Genomic DNA, 23,894 nt, shown 5'->3' with positions numbered 1-23,894 from the left:
GCCGTATGCGCCCTACCGCGGTGGCCGGGGTGGTGGCAGGCTGCCGTTCATGGGGGTATCGCGGTGGGTCGGGAGCCGTCCTCGCATGCGGCGGGCGGCCGGGGTGGCGGTGGTCGTGGTGGCCGGTGCGGGCGGGCTGGTGGCGTGTGAGCCGGGTGCCCTGAGTTCCATGACCGTGGCCTACACGACGGACGAGCTGGTGACCCGGGAACTCGAGCGGCGCGAGGCGGATGTGCAGTGGCTCAGCTGCACCGCCCACTACGGCGACCGCGGCGGGCCGGCACCGTCCGCGAGCGCCGGCACCGTCGCGGACGTCGACTGCGAGGGGCAGACCTCCGACGGCAGGGAGATCACCGTCACCGGCAGGGTGACCCGCGCGGTCGGCGGCGCCTGCGTGCGCGGCGACCTCACCGCGCGGATCGACGGCAAGCAGTGGTTCCGGGTCAGCGGACTGGGCGACTGCGACGCCACCTCCGCCCCGCCCGTCGGCACCCCGCCCGGAGGTGGCCCCACCACCACGGTGACCGTCACCAGGACCGTGTACTGCCGCAGCGCTCCCACGTGCTGGCCCGAGGGCAAATAGCAGGTGGGGCAAGTGATCCAAACCCCTGTGCGCGGGCCCCGCGCCTGCGTAGGGTGACCTGGTGACCCAGTCCGCAGTGCCCGCGTATCTCCGGTTTCCGCATGTCCAGGGCGAGTTGGTGACCTTCACCGCCGAGGACGACGTCTGGCTCGCGCCGCTCGACGGTGGGCGGGCCTGGCGGGTCAGCGCCGACAACGTGCCGGTGACCCAGCCGCGTATCTCGCCCGACGGCACCACCGTCGCCTGGACCTCAACCCGTGACGGCGCGCCCGAGGTGCACGTCGCGCCCGTCGACGGCGGTCCCGCCAGACGCCTGACCCACTGGGGCAGTTGGACGACCCGGGTGCGCGGCTGGACCCCCGACGGGCAGGTGCTCGCCCTCACCACCCACGGCCAGGCCACCCTCCGCCGCACCTGGGCGCACGCCGTGCCGCTCGACGGCGGACCCCCGACCCGGCTGCCGTACGGCCCGGTCGGCGGGGTCGCCCACGGCCCGCACACCGTGCTGCTGTCCGCGCCGATGGGCCGGGAGGCCGCCGCCTGGAAGCGGTACCGGGGCGGTACGGCGGGCAAGCTGTGGATCGACCGGGACGGCGACGGCGAGTTCGTACGGCTGCACGAGGAGCTGGACGGCAACGTCGAGTACCCGGCCTGGGCCGGCGACCGTATCGCGTTCCTGTCCGACCACGAGGGCACGGGCGCTCTGTACTCCTCCCTCGCCGACGGCTCGGACCTGCGGCGGCACACGCCGCTCGACGGCTTCTACGCCCGGCACGCGGCGAGCGACGGCACCCGGGTCGTGTACTGCAGTGCCGGTGAGCTGTGGCTGCTGGACGACCTCGACGGCGCCGAGCCGCGCCGCCTCGACGTCCGGCTCGGCGGGCAGCGCACCGACCGTCAGCCGTACCCGGTGAACGCCTCCCGCTGGTTCGGGTCGGCGTCCCCCGACCACACCGCGCGCGGCAGCGCGGTCGCCGTGCGCGGCGGGGTGCACTGGGTGACCCACCGCTCCGGCCCCGCCCGCGCGCTGGCCGCCGAACCCGGCGTCCGGGCCCGGCTGCCGCGCACCTTCCGCGCCGAGGGCGAGGAATGGGTGGTGTGGGTGACGGACGCCGAGGGCGAGGACGCCCTGGAGTTCGCGCCCGCCACCGGGCTGACGCCGGGCTCGATCCCGCGCCGGCTCGCCGCGGGCCGGCTCGGCCGGGTCCTCGGGCTCGCCATGGCTCCCGACGGCAGCCGGGCCGCGGTCGCCGCGCACGACGGACGGCTGCTGCTCGTCGAGCGGGAGACCGGCGAGGTGCGCGAGGTCGACCGCAGCGAGAACGGCGACGTGCGCGGGCTGGTCTTCTCGCCCGACTCCGCCTGGATCGCCTGGTCCCACCCGGGCCCGCGCCCGCTGTGCCAGCTGAAGCTCGCCAACACCACCGACCTGTCGGTCACCGAGGCGACGCCGCTGCGTTTCCAGGACTACGCCCCCGCCTTCACCGCCGACGGCAAGCACCTGGCGTTCCTGTCCAACCGCTCCTTCGACCCGGTCTACGACGAGCACGTCTTCGACCTGGCGTTCGTGGTGGGCGACCGGCCGCACCTGATCACGCTGTCCGCGACCACCCCGTCCCCGTTCGGTCCGCAGCGGCACGGCCGTCCCTTCGAGACGCCGGACAAGGACGAGACGCCCGACAGCGAGGGCACGCCGACCACGCGGATCGACCTGGAAGGGCTCGCCGACCGGATCGTGCCGTTCCCCGTGGAGGCCGGGCGCTACTCCAACCTGCGCGCCGCGAAGGACGGCGTGCTGTGGCTGCGCCACCCCGTCCAGGGCGTCCTCGGCTCCTCCCGGGCCACCCCGGACGACCCCGACCCCAAGACCGAGCTGGAGCGCTACGACCTCGCCCAGCAGCGTCTGGAGCACCTCGCGGCCGACGCCGACCACTTCGAGGTCAGCGGCGACGGCAAGCGGGTGCTGCTGTGGACCGACGGCCGGCTGAAGGTCGTACCGAGCGACCGGCGCGCCTCGGGCGACGAGGACAGCGACACCAACGTCACCGTCGACCTCACCCGGGTACGCCAGACCGTCGACCCGGCCGCCGAGTGGCGGCAGATGTACGACGAGACCGGCCGCATCATGCGCGACCACTTCTGGCGGCCGGACATGAGCGGCGTCGACTGGGACGGCGTCCTCGACCGCTACCGGCCCGTCCTGGACCGGGTCGCCACCCACGACGACCTGGTGGACCTGCTGTGGGAGGTGCAGGGCGAGCTGGGCACCTCGCACGCCTACGTGGTCCCGCGTGGCGCGGGCGGCAACGGAGCCCGGCAGGGACTGCTCGGCGCGGACATCTCCCGGCATCCGGACGGCAGTTGGCGCATCGACCGCATCCTGCCCTCGGAGACCTCCGACCCGGACGCCCGCTCGCCGCTGGCCGCGCCCGGCGTCGCCGTGCGTGCCGGGGACGCGATCGTGGCGGTTGCCGGACGGGCCGTGGATCCGGTGACCGGCCCGGGCCCGCTGCTGGTCGGTACGGCGGACAAGGCGGTCGAGCTGACCATCTCTCCGTCGGGGGGCGGTGAAGTGCGGCACGCCGTCGTCGTACCGATCGAGGACGAGGAACCGCTGCGCTACCACGCGTGGGTCGCGGACCGGCGGGCGTACGTGCACGAGCGGTCCGGCGGGCGGCTGGGCTACCTCCATGTGCCCGACATGCAGGCGCCGGGGTGGGCGCAGATCCACCGCGACCTGCGCGTCGAGGTGGCCCGGGAGGGCCTCGTCGTGGACGTCCGGGAGAACCGGGGCGGGCACACCTCCCAGCTGGTGGTGGAGAAGCTGGCCCGGCGGATCGTCGGCTGGGCCGTGCCGCGCGGGATGCGGCCGTACAGCTATCCGCAGGACGCACCGCGCGGACCCGTCGTCGCCGTCGCCAACGAGTTCTCCGGGTCGGACGGCGACATCGTCAACGCGGCGATCAAGGCGCTCGGCCTCGGGCCGGTCGTCGGAGTGCGCACCTGGGGCGGTGTGATCGGCATCGACAGCCGGTACCGGCTGGTGGACGGCACGCTGATCACCCAGCCGAAGTACGCCTTCTGGCTGGAGGGCTACGGCTGGGGCGTGGAGAACCACGGGGTCGACCCGGACGTGGAGGTGGTCCAGCGGCCGCAGGACCACGCGGCAGGGCGGGACCCCCAACTGGACGAGGCGATACGGCTCGCGCTGGAGGCACTGGAGGAACGTCCGGCTGAGACTCCGCCCGCTCTGCCGACGTAAAGGGGGTGCGGGGCTGGGCCGGCATGCGGCTCCGCCGCGTGGGCGCCACCAGCCCCCGACCACCCGCACCCGGCGACGATACGATGCCCCAAAACGCACCGACCCCGGAGGGAAAATGGCAGGGGAGCCGCAGGACGACTGCCTGTTCTGCAAGATCGTCGGGGGGCATGTCCCGGCGACGATCGTCCGCGAGACGGAAACCACCGTCGCCTTCCGGGACATCAACCCCCAGGCGCCCACCCACGTCCTGGTGATCCCCAAGGCGCACTACCCGGACGCCGCCGCGCTCGCCGCCGCCGCGCCCGGCATCGCCGCCGACCTGCTGCGCGAGACGCAGGCGGTCGCCGACGAGGACAAGCTGGAGAGCTACCGCATCGTCTTCAACAAGGGCCCCGGCGCCGGCCAGACCGTCTGGCACGCGCACGCCCACGTCCTGGGCGGGCGCGGCCTGGAATGGCCGCCCGGGTAAGTCGTCGTGTCCGTCCGTGAATTGGTGGTCCTCGGCACCGCCAGCCAGGTCCCGACCCGGCACCGCAACCACAACGGCTACCTGCTGCGCTGGGACGGCGAGGGCATCCTGTTCGACCCCGGAGAGGGCACCCAGCGCCAGATGCTGCGCGCCGGGGTCGCCGCCCACGACCTGAACCGGATCTGCGTCACGCACTTCCACGGGGACCACTCGCTGGGCCTGGCCGGCGTCATCCAGCGGATCAACCTCGACCAGGTGCCCCACCCCATCACCGCGCACTACCCCCGCTCCGGCCAGCGCTTCTTCGACCGGCTGCGGTACGCCACCGCCTACCGCGAGACCGTCCGGCTCACGGAGTCCCCGGTGGACAGCGACGGGGTGCTCTCCTCGTCTCGGTCGTACGCCCTGCACGCCCACAAGCTCTCCCATCCCGTCGAGTCCTACGGCTATCGCCTCGTCGAGCCCGACGGGCGCCGGATGCTGCCCGAGCGGCTCGCCGCGCACGGCATCAAGGGACCGGACGTCGGCCGGATCCAGCGGGAGGGGGCGCTCGGCGGGGTCGCCCTCGAGGAGGTCAGCGAGGTGCGGCGCGGTCAGCGGTTCGCGTTCGTCATGGACACCCGCCTGTGCGACGGCGTGTACGCGCTCGCCGAGGGCTGCGACATGCTCGTCATCGAGTCCACGTTCCTCGACGAGGACGAGAAACTCGCCGTCGAGCACGGCCACCTGACGGCCGGACAGGCGGCGCGGGTGGCCAGGGAGAGCGGCGTACGGCACCTCGTGCTCACCCACTTCAGCCAGCGCTACACGGAGCCTGGGGGCACCTCCCGCTCGGGCGGAGCCGAGAGTGGGGGAGAGTTCGAGCGGCAGGCCCGGGCCGCCGGGTTCGCGGGGGAGCTGAGCGTCGCGCACGATCTCCAGAGAGTGCCGCTTCCGAAACGACGGTGAAACGCCCCTACGATGAACTATGCCCCTCCCGAAAGCTGAACTGCACCTCCATATCGAAGGCACCCTGGAGCCGGAGCTCGCTTTCGAGCTCGCCGCGCGCAACGGCGTGGAACTGCCCTACGCGGACACCGAAGCGCTGCGCACGGCGTACCGGTTCGAGGATCTGCAGTCCTTCCTGGACCTGTACTACGAGCTGATGGCCGTACTGCGCACCGAGCAGGACTTCGCGGACCTCGCGAACGCCTACCTCGCCCGGGCAGCCGCGCAGGGCGTACGGCACGCGGAGATCTTCTTCGACCCGCAGGCGCACCTGACCCGGGGGGTCGGCATGGGCACCGTGGTCGAGGGCCTGTGGCGGGCGCTGGAGCACAGCGAGCGCGAGCACGGCGTCTCCACCCTGCTGATCATGTGCTTCCTGCGGGACGAGTCCGCCGAGTCGGCGACGGCGACGCTGGACGCGGCGAAGCCGTACCTGGACCGGATCACCGGGATCGGGCTGGACTCCGCCGAGGTCGGGCATCCGCCGGCGAAGTTCCGCGAGGTGTACGAGGCCGCCGCCGCCCTCGGGCTGCGGCGGGTCGCGCACGCCGGGGAGGAAGGGCCACCGGAGTACGTCACCGAGGCCCTCGACGTGCTCGGCGTGGAGCGCGTCGACCACGGGCTGCGCTGCATGGAGGACCCGGCGCTGGTGCAGCGGCTGGTGCGCGAGCGGATCCCGCTGACGCTGTGCCCGCTGTCCAACGTCCGGCTGCGCGCCGTCGACGTCCTCGCCGAGCACCCGCTGCCCGCGATGCTCGACGCCGGGCTGCTGTGCACGGTCAACTCCGACGACCCGGCCTACTTCGGCGGGTACGCCGGCGACAACTTCGACGCCGTGCGCGCGGCGCTGGGGCTGGGCGAGGAGCGGCTGCGCGAGCTGGCCCGCAACTCCTTCGTCGCGTCCTTCCTGGAGCACGACGAGGAGCGGCGGGCTCGGTACCTCGCGGAGGTCGAGGCGTACGAGTTCTAGGGCCTGTCGTGCACCGGGGCCTGTCGTTGGGATCAGGCCCCGGGCGCTCGTCCGGGGCGCCTACGCTGCCGTCGCCCTGTCGTAGGCAGGTGTCTCCACCGGGATCTCCACCACCGGGAGCGAGCGCCTGCCCGCGCCGAGCGCGACCGCCGTCATCGGCACGGCGATCACCAGCAGCCCGGCGGCGAGGACGGTGCCCATCGCCGGGAAGCCGGCCTGCGCCGACAGCAGGCTGCCGGTGAGCGGGCCCGCCGCGGTGCCCAGCGAGGACGCCGAGCCGACCAGCACCGCCCAGCGGCCGCGCGGGTCGAGGGAGGCGGCGAGGCCGATGACGTAGGACAGGACGATCGGGTAGAGCGTGTTCCAGGCGATCTCGCCGGCCGCGAAGGTCGTCAGGCCGGTCGCGGAGGCGCTGAGCACGATGCAGCCGGCGATGAGGACGGTACCGACGCCGATGGGGGCGGCGTGCCCGAGCCGTGGGCCGAGGGCCCCGGCGCCGACGACCCCCAGCAGTCCCGCGCCGAGCGCGACGGCGAAGACCGCGCCGACGGCCGCCTCGCCCAGGTGGGCCTGGGTGACGCCGATCCGGCCGCTGACGCCCCACAGGGCGTTCTGCGCCATCGACCAGCAGGGCATCGTGGCGGCGAGGAGCAGGCCGGCGCGCAGGTGGGGGAGGGGCTCGCGGGGGCGGCGCACGGCGGGCGCCGGGGTGCGGGGGTGCAGGCGGGCGGTCAGCGGCCAGACGGCGAGCGCGGTGAGGCCGATCGCGGCCAGCGGCAGACCGTGGCCGGCGCCGAGGTGCGGGACCGTCAGATAGACGGCCCCGGCGAGGGCGGAGACGCCGAGCAGCCCGAGTGTGGTGACGCGGTGCGGATCCCTCTGGGCGGCGATGCCGGTGGCGGCGACCGCGGTGGCCGTGCCCGAGCCGAAGCCGCCGATCACCGCGCCGGCGACGACCGCGGGAACGGCGGTGGTGAGGGCGGCGCCGCCGTAGCCGAGGACGGCGAGCACCAGGCCGGCCCGGGCGAGGGTGCGCGGGCCGATCCGGTCGACGCGGGAGGCCAGCAGGAAACCGGCCGTCGCCGAACTCAGCAGCAGCGCGCTGCCGATGGCGCCCGCCTGCGTGGCGGAGACGGGGAGTCCGGAGTCCAGCCTGCCGACGACGGTCGGGAGGAGGTACGGGGCGAGATACCCGGCCGTGAAAAGGGCGACGAGGGGCCAGGGCGGGGTGGTGCGGGGGGCGGACACGGGCGTTCCCAGGGCATGCGAAAGGAGCGGCACAGAAGGGGGGATGGGCGACGACCGTCGACGGACAGGAACGCGCGGGCAATTTGTATCAAGCGGGGGAGGGCCGACGGGGGGCCGGGGTGGGTGATCCGGGTCACCTTCTGTTTGGGGCCGCCCCGGCCGGGTAGACGAGCGCCCTTCGGCCGGCTAGCGCCACTGCACCGAGCCCCCGCCGACGGGCACCGTCGTCTCGATCTTGGCCCGGATCTCCCGCATCACGGCGACGATCCGCTCCTCGTGCCCCGGCGTCAGCCGGGCCACCGGCACCGAGCAGCTGATCGCGTCCTGGGCGGGAGTGTCGTACCGCAGCGCCAAGCCGAAGCCGACGATGCCGAGGACGCCCTCCTCGCGGTCCACCGCGTAGCCGCGTGAGCGCACCTCGGCCAGATCGGCGGCGAGGGAGGCGCGGGTGGTGCGGGTGTTGGGGGTGAGCGCCTCGTACGGTCCGTCGGGCAGCTCGGCGTCGGGACGCTCCGCGAGCAGGGCCTTGCCCAGACCGCCCACATGGGCGGGCAGCCGGCGCCCGACCCGGCTGATGGTGCGCAGGTACTCGTGCGACTCGCGGGTCGCCAGGTACGCCACGTCCCGGCCGTCCAGCCGGCCCATGTGGATGGTCTCGCCGAGCGCCTCGGACGCCTCGTCGAGGTAGGGACGCACGAGCCGTACGCGCGGGTCGGAGTCGAGGTAGGCGGTGCCGGTGAGCAGGGCGCGGATGCCGATGCCGTACAGGGAGCCGGTGACGTCGATGCGGACCCAGCCGCGGGCGGCGAGCGTCCGCAGCAGGGCGTACATGGAGCTGCGGGGCACGCCGAGCTCGTCCGCCAGCTCCTGAAGCCGTGCCGGTCGGTCGCCGCGCGCGGCCAGCAGCTCCAGCAACTCCACCGTCCGCGCCGCCGATTTCACCTCGCGGACGCCGCCTGTCTCCGACATGTGCTGATCGTAGGCAGGGGGCCGCCCTCCGGTGCCCGGCGGTGGGCTTTCGGTGAGCGCGAACCATTGACGGGCGTTGTTCGCCTATCTAATCTCTGTCCCCATACGTGGATGATCCTGCTCGCCGCCGGACTCGACCTCGTAGGAGCCGCCCTGTGAACCTCACCGTCACGGACGTACGACTGACCCCCGTCCTGATCGCCGACCCGCCGTTGCTGAACACGCAGGGCGTCCACCAGCCGTACACGCCCCGGCTGGTCGTGGAGGTCGTGACGGCGGACGGCGTGACCGGCGTCGGGGAGACCTACGGCGACACCAAGTACCTGGAACTGGCGCGGCCCTTCGCGGAGAAGCTGAAGGGCCGGCGGGTCAGCGACCTCAACGGGCTGTTCACCCTCGCCGACGAGGTCGCCGTGGACGCCTCGCGGGTCTCCGAGGCGGTGGACGTCGGCGGACTGCGCGGCGTGCAGACCGCGGACAAGCTCCGGCTGTCCGTCGTCTCCGGCTTCGAGGTGGCCTGCCTCGACGCGCTGGGCAAGTCGCTCGGCCTGCCCGTGCACGCACTGCTCGGGGGCAAGGTGCGGGACGCGGTGGAGTACAGCGCGTACCTGTTCTACAAGTGGGCCGAGCACCCGGCCGGCGTCCGCGCCGAGCGGGACGACTGGGGGGCCGCGCTCGACCCGGCCGGGGTCGTGGAGCAGGCGCGCAAGTTCAAGGAGCGGTACGGGTTCTCGTCGTTCAAGCTCAAGGGCGGGGTGTTCCCGCCGGACGAGGAGATCGCGGCCGTACGGGCGCTGGCGGAGGCCTTCCCCGGGCATCCGCTGCGGCTCGACCCCAACGGCGCCTGGTCGGTGGCGACGTCGCTGAAGGTGGCCGGGGACCTCGGTGACGTCCTGGAGTACCTGGAGGACCCGGCGCTCGGCACGCCCGCCATGGCCGAGGTCGCCGAGCGGACCGGCGTGCCGCTCGCCACCAACATGTGCGTGACGACCTTCGCCGAGATCAGGGAGGCGTTCACCCGGGGCGCCGTCCAGGTCGTCCTGTCCGACCACCACTACTGGGGCGGGCTGCGCAACACCCAGCAACTCGCCGCCGTCTGCCGCACCTTCGGCGTCGGGGTGTCCATGCACTCCAACACCCACCTGGGGATCAGCCTGGCCGCGATGACCCACGTGGCGGCCACCGTCCCCGGCCTCCACCACGCCTGCGACTCCCACTACCCCTGGCAGTCCGAGGACGTGCTCACCGAGCGGCTGGTCTTCGAGAACGGGGCCGTACGGGTCCCGGACGCCCCCGGCCTGGGCGTCGAACTCGACCGGGACCGGCTCGCCGCCCTGCACCGGCGCTGGCTCGACGACGACGGCACGCTGCGCGACCGCGACGACGCGGCCGCGATGCGGATCGCCGACCCGGAGTGGGTCACCCCCGCCATGCCCCGCTGGTAACTCCCTGCCGCACCCGGTCGTTGCGTCCGCCGCGCCGCACCAGCAGCACGTCCGGCGCCCCGACCGCGGCGGCGGACAGACCGACGGGCCCCACGTGCCGGACTGTACGGCGGGCGGGTGCGCCCGGGGCAGGGGTTGGGCCGGTGGCGCTGCGGACACGAGCGGCTGGGATCGTGGGCAGGGTGAGGAAGGACGCCACAGGGGGCGGCTGCCACGGCGCCCCGAAGGCGTCGCCCGGCGCCGCGCGACCGGGTCCGGCGACGGCGTGACGCGGCGGACCGGACGGGCCCGAGGCTTCCGCAGTGACTGGGCGCCCGCTGTCAGTGACGTGGTGCACACTGGCGAGGTCAGCACCACGTCAGGGAGCGCACTGTGACCGCGTCCACCGGAAAGGGGCCGCAGCCCACCGTCATGGCGGAACCGCCGATCCGAGAAGGCCGGTACTGCCACGCCCACGTCGACCCCTTGGCCGCCCTGCGCGGGCCGGCCGACCCGCCGTGGGACGTCTATCTCACCGGCACCGTCTTCCTCGACATCATCTTCACCGGGCTCGACTCCGCCCCGGTGCGCGGGACCGAGTCCTGGGCGCGCGGGATGGGATCGAGCCCCGGCGGCGTCGCCAACATGGCCACCGCGCTGGCCCGGCTCGGCCTGAAGACCTCCCTCGCGGCGGCCTTCGGCGACGACCACTACGGCGACTACTGCTGGGACGCCCTGGAACAGGGCGAGGGCATCGACCTCGCCCCGTCGCGCAGGGAGGCCGGCTGGCACTCACCGGTCACCGTCTCCATGGCGTACGAGGGCGAGCGCACCATGGTCTCCCACGGCCACGAGCCGCCCCCCGAGGAGCCCGCCCCCGACTGCCCCCCGCACGCCCGTGCCGCCGTCGCCTCGCTCACCCCCGGCAAGAGCGCCCCCTGGGTCGCGCAGGCCGCGCGCAAGGGCACCCGCGTCTTCGCCGACGTCGGCTGGGACGACAGCGGCGCCTGGGACCTGGCCGGCCTCGCCGACCTCGAACACTGCGAGGCGTTCCTGCCCAACGCCGACGAGGCGATGCGCTACACCGGCGCCACCTGCCCCCGCGCCGCCGCGCACGCCCTCACCGAGCACGTGCCGCTCGCCGTGGTCACGCTCGGCGCGGAGGGCGCGTACGCCGTGGACCGGCGCACCGGCGAGAGCGCCGAGGTCCCGGCGATCGAGGTCGAGGCCCTGGACCCCACCGGCGCGGGCGACGTCTTCGTCGCCGGCTTCGTCACCGGCACCCTGGCCGGCTGGCCGCTCGCCGACCGCCTGGCCTTCGCCGGGCTCACGGCCGCTCTGTCCGTGCAGGAGTTCGGCGGCTCCCTCTCGGCCCCGGGCTGGTCCGAGATCGGGGCCTGGTGGCGCAAGGTGCAGTCCTACGACGACCAGGACCCCGCGGCCCTGCTCCGGTACGCCTTCCTCGAGGACCTCATCCCCGCCACGGCCCGCCCCTGGCCGCTGCGCCGCGCGGTCCCGACGATCGGCTTCGGGCGCTCCGCCTGACCCCCGGCGCCCGGGCGGCGTGTGCGGTACGGCGCATCGAAAAGGCCTACGGGGTTGTCACCCCCCGGGCGTACTCTGGAAATCGCCAGGCCGCCCTCGTGGCAGGCGAGTCGTATCAAGGAGGACGTGCAGGCCTTCAGCGCCGGCCCATGACTCAGACACCCACAGCTCACACCCCCGCGCAGGGGCAGGCGAGAGCACAGTTCACCGTCCCCGCCCAGCACCCCATGGTGACCGTCCTGGGGTCCGGCGACTCTCTGCTGCGCGTGATCGAGAAGGCCTTCCCGGCGGCCGACATCCACGTCCGGGGCAATGAGATCAGCGCGGTCGGGCCCGCGGCGGAAGTCGCCCTCATCCAGCGCCTGTTCGACGAGATGATGCTGGTGCTCCGCACCGGGCAGCCGATGACGGAGGACGCAGTGGAACGCTCGATCGCCATGCTCCGGGCGACTGAGAACGGCGAGGGCCCGCAGGAGACCCCGGCCCAGGTGCTCACCCAGAACATCCTGTCCTCGCGCGGCCGCACGATCCGTCCCAAGACCCTCAACCAGAAGCGGTACGTCGACGCGATCGACAAGCACACGATCGTCTTCGGCATCGGCCCCGCCGGCACGGGCAAGACCTACCTGGCCATGGCCAAGGCGGTGCAGGCCCTGCAGTCCAAGCAGGTCAACCGCATCATCCTGACCCGTCCCGCGGTCGAGGCCGGCGAGCGCCTCGGCTTCCTGCCGGGCACGCTCTACGAGAAGATCGACCCCTATCTGCGCCCGCTCTACGACGCGCTGCACGACATGATCGACCCGGACTCCATCCCCCGCCTGATGGCCGCCGGGACGATCGAGGTCGCGCCGCTCGCGTACATGCGCGGCAGAGCACAACCCGTGTTCACGAAGGTTCTGACGCCGGATGGCTGGCGCCCCATCGGCGACCTCCAGGTCGGTGACCTGGTCATCGGCTCCAACGGTGAGCCGACCCCGGTCCTGGGTGTTTACCCGCAGGGCAAGAAGGACATCTACCGCGTCACAGCGCAGGACGGCTCCTGGACGCTGTGCTGCGGCGAGCACCTGTGGACGGTCCGGACACGTGACGACAGGCGCCGCAACAAGCCGTGGCGGGTCCTGGAGACCCAGGAGATGATCGGCAACCTGCGGGCGGGGCACGCGCGGCGGTACGAGCTGCCGCTCCTCACGGCGCCAGTGTGCTTCCCGGAGCGCGATGTCCCCATGGACCCGTACGCGCTGGGACTGCTGCTTGGTGACGGTTGTCTCACGGGCTCTGCCACTCCCTCCTTCGCGACGGAGGATCCGGAGCTGGCCGAGGCGCTGGGAACCGCGCTGCCCGGTGTCGTGGTACGCCACAAGGGCGGGCCCGACTACACCCTCAATCGCGTCAAGTCCCCGGGGGACGTAGTCACCCTGGAGAACCCTGTCACACGGGTTGTCCGAGAGCTGGACCTGCTGCGCACTCGCTCGCACAGCAAGTTCGTCCCGGACGACTACCTGTACAACTCCGCCGAGGTCCGGCTGGCCGTGCTCCAGGGTCTGCTCGACTCCGACGGCGGGCCGGTCACCCAGGCCGACCGCACGTGCCGGATCCAGTACACGACGACATCGATCATGTTGCGGGACGACGTGATGTCGCTCGTGCAGTCACTGGGCGGTGTCGCGTACTCCCGTCGCCGCGTGGCCAAGGGCCGCAAGCCCGGTCTCGCGAAGGGCCGGGAGATCGCACACCGGAACGACACGCACGTCGTCGACATCCGTCTCCCCGAGGGCATCGAACCCTTCCGCCTCGCCCGCAAGCGCGACAAGTACCACGCGGCCGGAGGCGGCGGACGCCCGATGCGGTTCATCGACCGCATCGAGCCCGCGGGCAGCGAGGAGACCGTCTGCATCCAGGTGGCGGCCGAGGACTCCCTCTACGTCACCCAGGACTATCTGCTGACGCACAACACCCTCAACGACGCCTTCATCATCCTGGACGAGGCCCAGAACACGAGCCCCGAGCAGATGAAGATGTTCCTCACCCGCCTCGGCTTCGACTCGAAGATCGTGATCACGGGTGACGTGACCCAGGTCGACCTGCCCGGCGGCACCAAGTCCGGTCTGCGCCAGGTGCAGGAGATCCTGGAGGGCGTCGAGGACGTCCACTTCTCCCGGCTGTCGTCCCACGATGTCGTCCGGCACAAGCTGGTGGGCCGTATCGTCGACGCGTACGAGGAGTACGACAGCAAGAACGGCACGGAGAACGGCACCCACAAGGGCGGCCGTGGCAGGACCGGCGCCAAGGGTTCCCAGGGGAAGTAGACCAGCACGACCATGTCGATCGACGTCAACAACGAGTCCGGAACCGAGGTCGACGAGCAGGCGATCCTCGACGTCGCCCGCTACGCGCTCGCACGGATGCGCATCCACCCGCTCTCCGAGCTCTCGGTGATCGTCGTGGACGCCGACGCCATGGAGCAGCTGCACATCCAGTGGATGGACCTGCCGGGACCGACCGACGTCATGTCGTTCCCGATGGACGAGCTGCGCCCGCCGTCGAAGGACGACGACGAGCCACCGCACGGACTGCTCGGCGACATCGTGCTGTGCCCGGAGGTCGCGGCCAAGCAGGGCGCCGAGGCGCCGACGCGGCACTCCATGGACGAGGAGCTCCAGCTGCTCACCGTCCACGGAGTGCTGCACCTGCTGGGGTACGACCACGAGGAACCCGACGAGAAGGCCGAGATGTTCGGCCTGCAGGCGGCCATCGTGGACGGCTGGCGTGCCGAGAAGGGCCTCACCGGTCCCTCCCCGGCCCCCACCGTGTCATGAGCATCCCGCTGGTCACCGGCGCCGTCGCCCTGGTCGTCGTCGCCTGGCTCGCCGCCTGCGCGGAAGCCGGACTCGCCCGCGTCTCCAGCTTCCGTGCCGAGGAGGCCGTGCGCTCCGGCCGGCGCGGCAGCGCCAAGCTCGCCCAGGTCGCCGCCGACCCCACCCGCTACCTCAATGTGGCGCTGCTGGTCCGCGTCGCCTGCGAGATGGCCGCCGCCGCCCTGGTCACGTACGCCTGCCTGAACGAGTTCGCCAGCACCACCGAGGCGCTGCTGATCGCCATCGCGGTCATGGTCCTCGTCTCGTACGTCGCGGTCGGTGTCTCCCCGCGCACCATCGGCCGCCAGCACCCCCTCAGCACGGCCACCGCGGCGGCGTACGTGCTCCTTCCGCTCGCCCGGATCATGGGCCCGGTCCCGTCCCTGCTGATCCTCATCGGCAACGCGCTCACCCCCGGCAAGGGCTTCCGGCGCGGCCCCTTCGCCTCCGAGGCGGAGCTGCGCGCGCTGGTCGACCTCGCCGAGAAGGAGTCCCTCATCGAGGACGAGGAGCGCCGCATGGTGCACTCGGTCTTCGAGCTGGGCGACACCCTCGTGCGGGAGGTGATGGTCCCGCGCACCGACCTCGTGGTCATCGAACGCTACAAGACCATCCGCCAGGCCCTGACCCTCGCGCTCCGGTCCGGTTTCTCGCGCATCCCGGTCACCGGCGAGAGCGAGGACGACATCGTGGGGATCGTGTACCTGAAGGACCTGGTCCGCAAGACGCACATCAGCCGGGAGGCCGAGAGCGAGCTGGTCTCGACGGCCATGCGGCCGGCCGTCTTCGTGCCGGACACCAAGAACGCCGGTGACCTGCTGCGCGAGATGCAGAAGCAGCGCAACCACGTCGCGGTCGTCATCGACGAGTACGGCGGCACGGCCGGGATCGTCACCATCGAGGACATCCTGGAGGAGATCGTCGGCGAGATCACCGACGAGTACGATCGCGAGCTGCCGCCCGTCGAGCCCCTCGGCGAGGACCGCTACCGGGTCACCGCCCGTCTGGACATCGGCGACCTGGGCGAGCTGTACGGGCTGGAGTCGTACGACGACGAGGACGTGGAGACCGTCGGCGGGCTGCTGGCGAAGGCGCTGGGCCGGGTGCCCATCGCGGGCGCGACGTCCGTGGTCGAGCTGCCCGACAGCCGGGAGCTGCGGCTGACGGCCGAGGCCGCCGCCGGCCGCCGGAACAAGATCGTGACCGTCCTGGTGGAGCCGGTGGCCCCCGCCGCTCCGCCGGAGGAGGATCCGAAGCCGGAGTGACGCCGGAGGAGCGGGAGTGACGCCGGAGGAGCGGGAGTGACGCCGGAGGAGCGGGAGTGACGTCGGAGGAGCGGGAGTGAGGCTCAAGGAGCGGAGTGACGTCCGAGGAGCCGGTGTGACGTCGGAGGAGCGGGAGTGAGGCTCAAGGAGCGGAGTGACGTCCGAGGAGCCGGTGTGACGCCGGAGGAGCCGGAGTGAGGCTCAAGGAGCGGAGTGACGTCCGAGGAGCCGGTGTGATGCCACAGGAGTCGGTGTGACGCCCCAGGAGCTGCGGGTCTTCTGCCTGTCCTTCAACGCGGCCGTCGAGGACTTCCCCTTCGGCCCGGAGGCCTCGGTGTTCAAGGTGCTGGGCAAGATGTTCGCGCTGAGCGTCCTGGACGCCCGCCCCCTCACCGTGAACCTCAAGTGCGACCCCGAGGACGCGGTACGCCTGCGCGCCGACCACCCCGGCCTGATCACCCCCGGCTGGCACATGAACAAGCGGCACTGGAACACCGTCACGGTGGACGGCCCGCTGCCCGACCGGCTGGTCCGGGAGCTGATCGAGGACTCCTACGACCTGGTCGTGGCCGGGCTGCCGCGCGCCGAGCGGCTCCGCCTGGACCGGCCCTGAACCGGGGCACCGGGCTCCGTATGCTCGGGGCATGACCGACAGCAACGCGCTCGACCCCGAGGACCGCAAGATCGTCACCCTGGCCCGTTCGGCCCGGGCCCGCAACGGTGTGCCCGAGGGGGCCGCCGTACGGGACGAGACGGGGCGCACGTACGTCGCCGGGACCGTCGACCTGGACTCGCTGAAGCTCAGCGCCCTACGGACGGCGGTGGCCATGGCGGTCGCGTCCGGGGCGAAGTCGCTGGAGGCGGCGGCGGTCGTCACCGAGGCGGAGGAGGCGTCGGCCGAGGACCGGGCGGCCGTGCGGGATCTGGGCGGCCCGCGGACGCCGGTGCTGGTGGCCGGGCCGGACGGCGTGGTGCGGCTCACCGTCTCCGCAGGCTGAGGCGGCGCCGGGGCCGTCCTCGGCGGCACCTCACCCCGTCTGTACGGCGGGGCTTCGGCGATCAGGGAGAATGGGCGCCATGAGCGTTCGTACCCCGTCATCCGAGCAGCCGGCCGAGACTGTCCACCGGGCCGGCTTCGCCTGCTTCGTGGGCCGCCCCAACGCGGGCAAGTCCACCCTTACGAACGCACTGGTCGGGCAGAAGGTCGCGATCACCGCGAACCAGCCGCAGACCACGCGGCACACGGTGCGCGGCATCGTCCACCGGCCCGACGCCCAGCTGATCCTGGTGGACACCCCGGGCCTGCACAAGCCGCGCACCCTGCTCGGCGAGCGGCTGAACGACGTGGTGCGCACCACGTGGGCCGAGGTCGACGTGATCGGCTTCTGTCTGCCGGCGAACGAGAAGATCGGCCCCGGCGACCGGTTCATCGCCAAGGAACTCGCCGGGATCAGGAAGACGCCTAAGGTCGCCGTCGTCACGAAGACCGACCTGGTCGACAGCAAGGCGCTGGCCGAGCAGCTGATCGCCATCGACCAGCTCGGCAAGGAGCTCGGCATCGAATGGGCGGAGATCGTCCCGGTGTCGGCGGTGGGGGACAAGCAGGTGAACCTGCTCGCGGACCTCCTCGTCCCGCTGCTCCCCGAGGGCCCGGCCCTCTACCCCGAGGGCGATCTGACCGACGAGCCCGAGCAGGTCATGATCGCGGAACTGATCCGGGAGGCCGCGCTGGAGGGCGTACGCGACGAGCTGCCGCACTCCATCGCCGTCGTCGTGGAGGAGATGCTGCCGCGCGAGGACCGCCCCGCCGACAAGCCCCTGCTCGACATCCACGCCAACGTCTACATCGAACGCCCCAGCCAGAAGGGCATCATCATCGGCCCCAAGGGCAAGCGCCTGAAGGAGGTCGGCATCAAGTCCCGCCGCCAGATCGAGGCGCTGCTCGGCACGCCCGTCTTCCTGGACCTGCACGTGAAGGTGGCGAAGGACTGGCAGCGGGATCCGAAGCAGCTGCGCAAGCTGGGCTTCTAGTGCCGCGACAGGCAACGTTCACCCCGTCCCGACGCCCGGCACGCCCTCTCGCCGCACCGGCCGGAAGCCCAAGTACATCCCGTACGAGGGCTTCCGGCCGGCACGTCGAGAGCACGCACCGGACGCCGCTCCTTGCCGGGCAAACGTTGCCTGCCGCGGCACTGGTGCCTGTCGCGCGGACCGGGCGGCCCGACCCGGACGACAGGCCCTAGTCGACGCCCCGGATCCGGCCCACCAGCACCGCCCCCGCCAGCCCCACGGCCGCCGCCACCAGGTACAGCACCCGGTATCCGCCCAGGTGGACGACGATCGGCGCGGCCAGCGCGGGGGCCGCGACCTGCGGCAGGGCGTTGGCCACGTTGATGACGCCGAGGTCCTTGCCGCGGTCCAGGGCCTTCGGCAGGACGTCGGTCATCAGCGCGAAGTCGACCGACATGAAGACCCCGAGGCCGACGCCGAGCAGCGCCGCCACGACGATCGCGCCCGGCCAGGTCTGCCACGCGGCGAGCAGGGCGGTGGCCGCCGCCATCAGCACCCCGGACCAGTGCACGAACGGCTTGCGGCGGCCGACCCGGTCCGACCAGACGCCGCCCACCACGACCGTGGCCAGCAGCGCCACGCCGTGCACGGCGGTCAGGACGAGGACGCCCTGCTCGGGGTCGTCGTGGTGCAGGCGGTCGCGCAGGTAGTACAGCAGGTAGAGGATCACCAGCGCGTTGCTGAGGTTGATCAGGAAGCGGGTCAGCCAGGCCCAGCCGAAGTCCGGGTGGCGGCGCGGGCTCAGCCAGAAGCCCGTGACGAACGCCCTCGCGGACCACGGCCGCCGGTCCCCGTCCCCGAGCCGCAGGTCCGGGTACCGGAGCACGTACGGCAGCACGCCCGCCACGGCGAACACCGCGCACGCCGCGTACCCCGCCGCGATCCCGCCCGCCGCCGTCGCCAGTCCCGTGCCGGCGACCGCCCCGAGGATCTGCGCCGCGCCCAGCCAGCCGCCCACGGCCCCGCGTTGCCGCCGCGGCACCCGGTCCGGCACCGCCGCCGTCACCGCCGCGAAGGCCGCGTTCAGGGTCAGCTGGACCAGACACCAGCCGGCCGCCACGGTCCACGGCCCGCCCGCCCCGGCGAGCAGCAGCAGCGACAGCGCGCCGCCCACCGCACCGGCCACGATCCACGGGCTGCGGCGGCCCCGGCGCGCCGTGGTGCGGTCCGACAGCGCGCCGAAGAACGGGTTGGCCAGCAGGGACACGGCCGCCCCCGCGCCCGTCACCCAGGCCAGCAGCGTCTCCTTCGACATCCCGGTGCCGGGCGCGAAGTCCTCCGCCTGCTGGGCCAGCAGGATCTGCAACGGGCCGTACCAGCCCACCCAGATCGCCACGTTGGCCAGCGCGAGCGATGCCGTCCAGCCACGGCCGACCCGTTCGACGGGCTCGCCCGGGGCGGTCGCCCCGCCCTTCATCTCTGGGCCCGCAGCATGTCCCGGAACCAGTGGTACGAGGCCTTCGGAGTCCGCTGCAGCGTCTCGAAGTCCACGTGCACGAGGCCGAAGCGGCGGGCGTACCCCTCCGCCCACTCGAAGTTGTCCAGCAGTGACCACACGAAGTACCCGCGCACGTCCACCCCCGCCGCCGACGCCGCGTGCAGCGCCCGCACATGACCGTCGAGGTAGGCGATCCGCTCCTGGTCGTCGAGCCCTTCGTACGAGCACCCGTTCTCGGTGATCACCACCGGTGGCAGCCGCTCGCCGTACCGGTCCCGGAAGCCGGTGAGCAGCTCGGTCAGCCCTTCCGGCACCACCGGCCAGCCGAAGTCCGTCACCGGCACGCCCTCGATGTCCCGCACCGAGAACGGCAGCTCGGCCGGCAACCGCACCCCGCCGAACTCGATCTCCGCGCCCTCCGGCGCCCCGACCCGCCTCGGCGCGTAGTAGTTCACGCCGTACCAGTCGACCGGCTCCGCGATGACCTTCAGGTCGGACGCCATGTCCCCCGGCATCGACTCCCCGATGCCCGGCGGGTACTCGCCCAGCAGCACCGGGTCGGCGAACAGCCGGTTCAGCAGGACGTCGTAGAGCTCCGCCGCCTCCACATCGGCGCTTTCCCGCGACGCCGGCCAGGTCGGGCCGTGCGAGTTGGCGATGCCGATGTCCGCCGCGCCGGCCGCGCGCAGGGCCCGGACCGCCAGCCCGTGCGCCAGGAGCTGGTGGTGGGCGACCGGCAGCGCGTCGAACAACAGCCGCCTGCCCGGCGCGTGGACGCCGAGAGCATGGCCGAGCAGGGTGTGCTCGGCGGGCTCGTTGAGCGTGATCCACTTCGTGACGCGGTCGCCGAGGCGCTCCGCCACCACCGACACGTACTCCGCGAACCGCGACGCCGTGTCCCGCTGCAGCCAGTCGAGACCCACCGGCAGGTCCCAGTGGAAGAGCGTCGGGACCGGCCGCACGCCCGCCCCGCACAGCTCGTCCACCAGTCGGTCGTAGAAGTCGAGCCCCTCGGGCGAGCGCACGCGCGGCCAGGAGATCGAGAAGCGGTACGCGTCCACCCCCAGGCCGGCCAGGAGCGCGACGTCCTCGCGATAGCGGTGGTAGTGGTCGCAGGCCACCGCCGCCGTGGAGCCGTCCTTCACCCGTCCCGGCTCGGCCGTGAAGGCGTCCCAGACAGACGGCTCGCGCACCCGCGCCGCGCCCTCGATCTGGTGCGCGGACGTCGAGACGCCCCACAGGAAGCCGGCCGGGAACGGGGGTATGGGGTTCGTCGCCATGCGCGGATCATCGGTACCGCCGGTAACGGAAGTCAACGCCCCGGTCGCAAACGGTAGTTACGCTCCCTCCTTCAGCACTCTCGAGACCAGCCTGCGCTGTTCCTCGGTCAGCCGGGGGTCCGCGCAGTACACCGTTTCCCCGTCCACGGTGATCCGATAGCTGAAGCCGTCCGGAACGCCGACGGGGGGCACGCCCCGCCCCGCCGTGAGCGCCTTCTCGGCCAGGGCGTGCCACTCGTGCGCGTCGGGCCGCCCCGCGGTGTCCACCTCGGCGTGCCGTTCGATGCCCGCGAAACCGCCCGTGCGCCGTACCTGGATACGCATGGGTCCCTGTCTAGTACGAAGCGGTCCGGCACGAAACGGGGTACGGGACTACAGCGTCCGCACGCCGACCTGCTCCCAGGCCTTCGACACCGCCCGCAGTTCCTCGCTGCCGTCCCCGAACCGTGCCCTCGCGGCGGCGACGGTCAGCGTCGCGAAGTCCGCGAACATCGCGTCCTCCTTCAGCTCACCGCCGGTCAGCACGTCGTACCAGATCTGCCCCGCCCGTTCCCAGGCGTTGCCGCCGAGGGCGGTGGCGGCGAGGTAGAAGGCGTGGTTGGGGATGCCGGAGTTGATGTGGACACCGCCGTTGTCGCGGCCGGTGCGGACGTAGTCCTCCATCGTCGCGGGCTGCGGGTCCTTGCCGAGCACGTCGTCGTCGTACGCCGTGCCGGGCGCCTTCATCGAGCGCAGGGCCACCCCGCTCACGCGCGGGGCGAGGAGGCCGGCGCCGATCAGCCAGTCCGCCTCGGCGGCGGTCTGGCCGAGCGTGTACTGCTTGATCAGCGCGCCGAAGACGTCGGAGACGGACTCGTTCAGGGCGCCGGGCTGGCCGAAGTAGGTGAGGTTGGCCGTGTACTGGGTGACGCCGTGGGCCAGTTCGTGGCCGATGACGTCGATGGGGATCGTGAAGTCGAGGAAGATCTCGCCGTCCCCGTCGCCGAAGACCATCTGCTCGCCGTTCCAGAAGGCGTTGTTGTACTGCTCGTCGTAGTGCACGGTCGCGTCGAGCGGGAGGCCGCCCGCGTCGATCGAGTCGCGTCCGTAGGCCCGCAGGAACAGCTCGAACGTGGCGCCGAGGCCCGCGTAGGCACGGTTGACCGTGGCGTCCCTGCCGGGACCGTCGCCCTCGCCGCGGACCTGCTCGCCGGGCAGGCTCGTACCGTGCCGGGCGTCGTAGATCGTGCGGTGCGGTGTGCCCTCGGCGGCCGGGGCGGGCCGGGTCACGGCCGGTGCGCCGAGGACCGTGGTGAGGCGACGGTGCGTGCGCTCGTAGGCGTCGCGCTGGAGGGTGCGGCGCGCGGGGCCGGCCAGAACGGGGTCCTCGGAGCGGGCGAGCCGGTCGAGGACGTGCGGCGGGACGATCGTGCAGAAGACGGCGGTCATGCCCGCACCATGGCACCCGGTGAGCAGAATGTCACTATCCGCAACCGTGATAGGTGAAATGTGGGGATGCGGGAAGCGTCGACGGTCGCGCTGTGTTAACAGGAGCGGGGTTGCGGGGGTCGCCCGCGCGGTTCCCGCGCCCCCTGCCGGCGAGCGGTCCCGCATACTGATACAGGACCGCGCGTTTCGGGACGGCTCGGCTAGCATGCTGTGCATCATGCGTTTCGGGCTGCTTCTTCTTAGCTGCCGCGGCGAGGGCCTGTAGTCGAGGCCGACTCCCTCCCCGCGGAGCTTGGCGTTGCGTCGTCGGCCGTCCTGCCGGACACCGGAATCCACCGGATTTCTCGAGGAGCCCACGCCACCATGGCACATCGCCAGCAGCCCAGTTCCATGCCCGTCCACAAGTACGGCCGCTACGAGCAGGTCGACATCCCGGACCGCACCTGGCCGCAGAACCGGATCACCGCCGCCCCCCGCTGGCTCTCCACCGACCTGCGCGACGGCAACCAGGCCCTGATCGACCCCATGTCACCGGTGCGCAAGCGGGCGATGTTCGACCTGCTGGTGAGGATGGGCTACAAGGAGATCGAGGTCGGTTTCCCGGCGTCGGGCCAGACCGACTTCGACTTCGTGCGGTCGATCGTCGAGGACGAGAGCGCCATTCCCGAGGACGTGACGATCTCCGTCCTCACCCAGGCCCGTGAGGACCTGATCGAGCGGACCGTCGAGTCCCTGAAGGGCGCCCGCCGCGCCACCGTGCACCTGTACAACGCGACCGCGCCGGTCTTCCGCCGGGTCGTCTTCCGCGGCTCCAAGGACGACATCAGGCAGATCGCCGTCGACGGCACGCGGCTGGTGATGGAGTACGCCGAGAAGCTGCTGGGGCCGGAGACCGAGTTCGGCTACCAGTACTCGCCGGAGATCTTCACCGACACCGAGCTGGACTTCGCGCTGGAGGTCTGCGAGGGCGTCATGGACGTCTGGCAGCCCGGCCCGGACCGCGAGATCATCCTCAACCTGCCGGCGACCGTGGAGCGCTCGACGCCGTCCACCCACGCCGACCGTTTCGAGTGGATGGGCCGCCACCTCTCCCGCCGCGAGTACGTGTGCCTGTCCGTCCACCCGCACAACGACCGGGGTACGGCCGTGGCCGCCGCCGAGCTGGCGCTGATGGCAGGCGCCGACCGTGTCGAGGGCTGCCTGTTCGGGCAGGGCGAGCGCACCGGCAACGTCGACCTGGTCACCCTGGGCATGAACCTGTTCTCGCAGGGCGTCGACCCGCAGATCGACTTCTCCGACATCGACGAGATCCGTCGTACGTGGGAGTACTGCAACCAGATGGAGGTCCACCCGCGCCACCCGTACGTGGGCGACCTGGTCTACACGTCCTTCTCCGGCTCCCACCAGGACGCCATCAAGAAGGGCTTCGACGCCATGGAGGCCGACGCGGCCGCCCGGGGCGTCACCGTCGACGACATCGAGTGGGCGGTGCCGTACCTGCCGATCGACCCGAAGGACGTCGGCCGCTCCTACGAGGCGGTCATCCGGGTCAACTCGCAGTCCGGCAAGGGCGGTGTGGCGTACGTGCTGAAGAACGAGCACAAGCTGGACCTCCCCCGCCGGATGCAGATCGAGTTCTCCAAGATCATCCAGGCGAAGACGGACGCCGAGGGCGGCGAGGTCACGCCGAAGGACATCTGGGCGATCTTCGAGGACGAGTACCTGCCGAACCCGGACAACCCCTGGGGCCGGATCCAGGTCAGGACGGGACAGTCGACGACGGACACGGACGGCGTGGACAAGCTCACCGTCGAGGCCACCGTCGACGGCGAGGACACCGTCCTGTCCGGCACCGGCAACGGTCCGATCTCGGCGTTCTTCGACGCCCTGCAGTCCATCGGCATCGACGTACGGCTGCTCGACTACCAGGAGCACACGATGAGCGAGGGCGCCTCCGCGCAGGCCGCCTCGTACATCGAATGCGCGATCGACGGCAAGGTCCTGTGGGGGATCGGCATCGATGCGAACACGACACGTGCGTCGCTGAAGGCGGTCGTCTCGGCCGTCAACCGGGCGGCCCGCTGACCCCTCTGACCGGGTG

The 23,894-nt window shown here is 72.3% G+C and carries 20 protein-coding genes; 14 read left to right on the top strand and 6 right to left on the bottom strand.

Annotated features, from left to right (window positions below; all coding sequences use genetic code 11):
• The first annotated feature begins 169 nt into the window (after nt 1-169).
• The 5 genes from IPT68_RS12230 (at nt 170) to IPT68_RS12210 (ending at nt 6,271) form a co-directional block, all read left to right on the top strand.
• Complete coding sequence (locus IPT68_RS12230) at nt 170-583, top strand: hypothetical protein (RefSeq protein ID WP_373300574.1); 414 nt, start codon at nt 170-172, stop codon at nt 581-583.
• 61 nt (nt 584-644) lie between these two features.
• On the top strand, nt 645-3,845 hold the full coding sequence (locus IPT68_RS12225) for a S41 family peptidase (RefSeq protein ID WP_189698362.1): 3,201 nt from the start codon (nt 645-647) through the stop codon (nt 3,843-3,845).
• A 115-nt stretch (nt 3,846-3,960) separates the two neighbouring features.
• Entirely contained in the window at nt 3,961-4,314 is a 354-nt protein-coding gene (locus tag IPT68_RS12220) for an HIT domain-containing protein (protein ID WP_189698361.1), read from the top strand.
• Between the two features lie 6 nt (nt 4,315-4,320).
• Entirely contained in the window at nt 4,321-5,262 is a 942-nt protein-coding gene (locus IPT68_RS12215; protein WP_189698360.1) for a ribonuclease Z, read from the top strand.
• A gap of 19 nt (nt 5,263-5,281) precedes the next feature.
• A complete protein-coding gene (locus tag IPT68_RS12210; protein WP_189698359.1) occupies nt 5,282-6,271 on the top strand; it encodes an adenosine deaminase in 990 nt (329 codons plus the stop codon).
• 60 nt (nt 6,272-6,331) lie between these two features.
• On the opposite strand, the gene IPT68_RS12205 is transcribed toward IPT68_RS12210, so the two are convergent.
• Together IPT68_RS12205 and IPT68_RS12200 are read right to left on the bottom strand one after the other, a co-directional pair.
• Entirely contained in the window at nt 6,332-7,519 is a 1,188-nt protein-coding gene (locus IPT68_RS12205; protein ID WP_189698358.1) for an MFS transporter, read from the bottom strand.
• Nucleotides 7,520-7,705: 186 nt separating this feature from the next.
• Entirely contained in the window at nt 7,706-8,488 is a 783-nt protein-coding gene (locus IPT68_RS12200) for an IclR family transcriptional regulator (RefSeq protein WP_189698357.1), read from the bottom strand.
• Between the two features lie 155 nt (nt 8,489-8,643).
• Between IPT68_RS12200 and IPT68_RS12195 the strand changes: the two genes are divergently transcribed.
• The 8 genes from IPT68_RS12195 to era all read left to right on the top strand — a co-directional run bounded on the left by IPT68_RS12195 (nt 8,644) and on the right by era (nt 17,608).
• Nucleotides 8,644-9,933, top strand: coding sequence for a glucarate dehydratase family protein (locus IPT68_RS12195; protein ID WP_189698356.1), 1,290 nt, complete (start codon nt 8,644-8,646; stop codon nt 9,931-9,933).
• 411 nt (nt 9,934-10,344) lie between these two features.
• Complete coding sequence (locus IPT68_RS12190; RefSeq protein ID WP_189698497.1) at nt 10,345-11,457, top strand: carbohydrate kinase family protein; 1,113 nt, start codon at nt 10,345-10,347, stop codon at nt 11,455-11,457.
• A 149-nt stretch (nt 11,458-11,606) separates the two neighbouring features.
• The gene (locus IPT68_RS12185; RefSeq protein WP_189698355.1) at nt 11,607-13,763 is read left to right on the top strand and encodes a PhoH family protein; all 2,157 of its coding nucleotides are present in this window, start codon (nt 11,607-11,609) and stop codon (nt 13,761-13,763) included.
• Nucleotides 13,764-13,775: 12 nt separating this feature from the next.
• Complete coding sequence (gene ybeY / locus IPT68_RS12180; RefSeq protein WP_189698354.1) at nt 13,776-14,273, top strand: rRNA maturation RNase YbeY; 498 nt, start codon at nt 13,776-13,778, stop codon at nt 14,271-14,273.
• Entirely contained in the window at nt 14,270-15,577 is a 1,308-nt protein-coding gene (locus IPT68_RS12175; RefSeq protein ID WP_189698353.1) for a hemolysin family protein, read from the top strand. Before ybeY ends, IPT68_RS12175 begins: the two co-directional genes overlap by 4 nt.
• A gap of 253 nt (nt 15,578-15,830) precedes the next feature.
• Nucleotides 15,831-16,190: an MmcQ/YjbR family DNA-binding protein gene (locus IPT68_RS12170; protein ID WP_189698352.1), complete on the top strand. Its 360-nt coding sequence runs from the start codon at nt 15,831-15,833 to the stop codon at nt 16,188-16,190.
• Between the two features lie 31 nt (nt 16,191-16,221).
• Complete coding sequence (locus IPT68_RS12165; protein ID WP_189698351.1) at nt 16,222-16,575, top strand: cytidine/deoxycytidylate deaminase family protein; 354 nt, start codon at nt 16,222-16,224, stop codon at nt 16,573-16,575.
• Nucleotides 16,576-16,654: 79 nt separating this feature from the next.
• Nucleotides 16,655-17,608 (top strand): GTPase Era, encoded by a 954-nt coding sequence (era, locus tag IPT68_RS12160; RefSeq protein WP_189698350.1) that lies wholly within the window; start codon nt 16,655-16,657, stop codon nt 17,606-17,608.
• Nucleotides 17,609-17,816: 208 nt separating this feature from the next.
• On the opposite strand, the gene IPT68_RS12155 is transcribed toward era, so the two are convergent.
• From IPT68_RS12155 to IPT68_RS12140, 4 genes are read right to left on the bottom strand one after another with little or no spacing between them, the layout of a single operon-like run.
• Nucleotides 17,817-19,064 carry an MFS transporter gene (locus tag IPT68_RS12155; protein ID WP_189698349.1) on the bottom strand — a complete coding sequence of 416 codons (1,248 nt, stop codon included), beginning with the start codon at nt 19,062-19,064 and terminating at the stop codon, nt 17,817-17,819.
• Complete coding sequence (locus IPT68_RS12150) at nt 19,061-20,365, bottom strand: GH1 family beta-glucosidase (RefSeq protein ID WP_189698348.1); 1,305 nt, start codon at nt 20,363-20,365, stop codon at nt 19,061-19,063. The genes IPT68_RS12155 and IPT68_RS12150 overlap by 4 nt, the downstream gene beginning before the upstream one ends.
• Nucleotides 20,366-20,422: 57 nt before the next feature.
• Nucleotides 20,423-20,689 (bottom strand): protealysin inhibitor emfourin, encoded by a 267-nt coding sequence (locus IPT68_RS12145; RefSeq protein ID WP_189698347.1) that lies wholly within the window; start codon nt 20,687-20,689, stop codon nt 20,423-20,425.
• Between the two features lie 48 nt (nt 20,690-20,737).
• Nucleotides 20,738-21,793 (bottom strand): M4 family metallopeptidase, encoded by a 1,056-nt coding sequence (locus IPT68_RS12140; RefSeq protein ID WP_189698346.1) that lies wholly within the window; start codon nt 21,791-21,793, stop codon nt 20,738-20,740.
• A 363-nt stretch (nt 21,794-22,156) separates the two neighbouring features.
• On the opposite strand from IPT68_RS12140, the gene leuA reads away from it, so the two are divergent.
• The gene (gene leuA, locus IPT68_RS12135; protein ID WP_189698345.1) at nt 22,157-23,878 is read left to right on the top strand and encodes a 2-isopropylmalate synthase; all 1,722 of its coding nucleotides are present in this window, start codon (nt 22,157-22,159) and stop codon (nt 23,876-23,878) included.
• The last annotated feature ends 16 nt before the right edge of the window (nt 23,879-23,894 follow it).

Source organism: Streptomyces chromofuscus, assembly GCF_015160875.1.
Classification (GTDB): domain Bacteria; phylum Actinomycetota; class Actinomycetes; order Streptomycetales; family Streptomycetaceae; genus Streptomyces; species Streptomyces chromofuscus.
The sequence above is the reverse complement of the archived record's forward strand: the minus strand, read 5'-3'. Positions and strand labels throughout refer to the sequence as shown.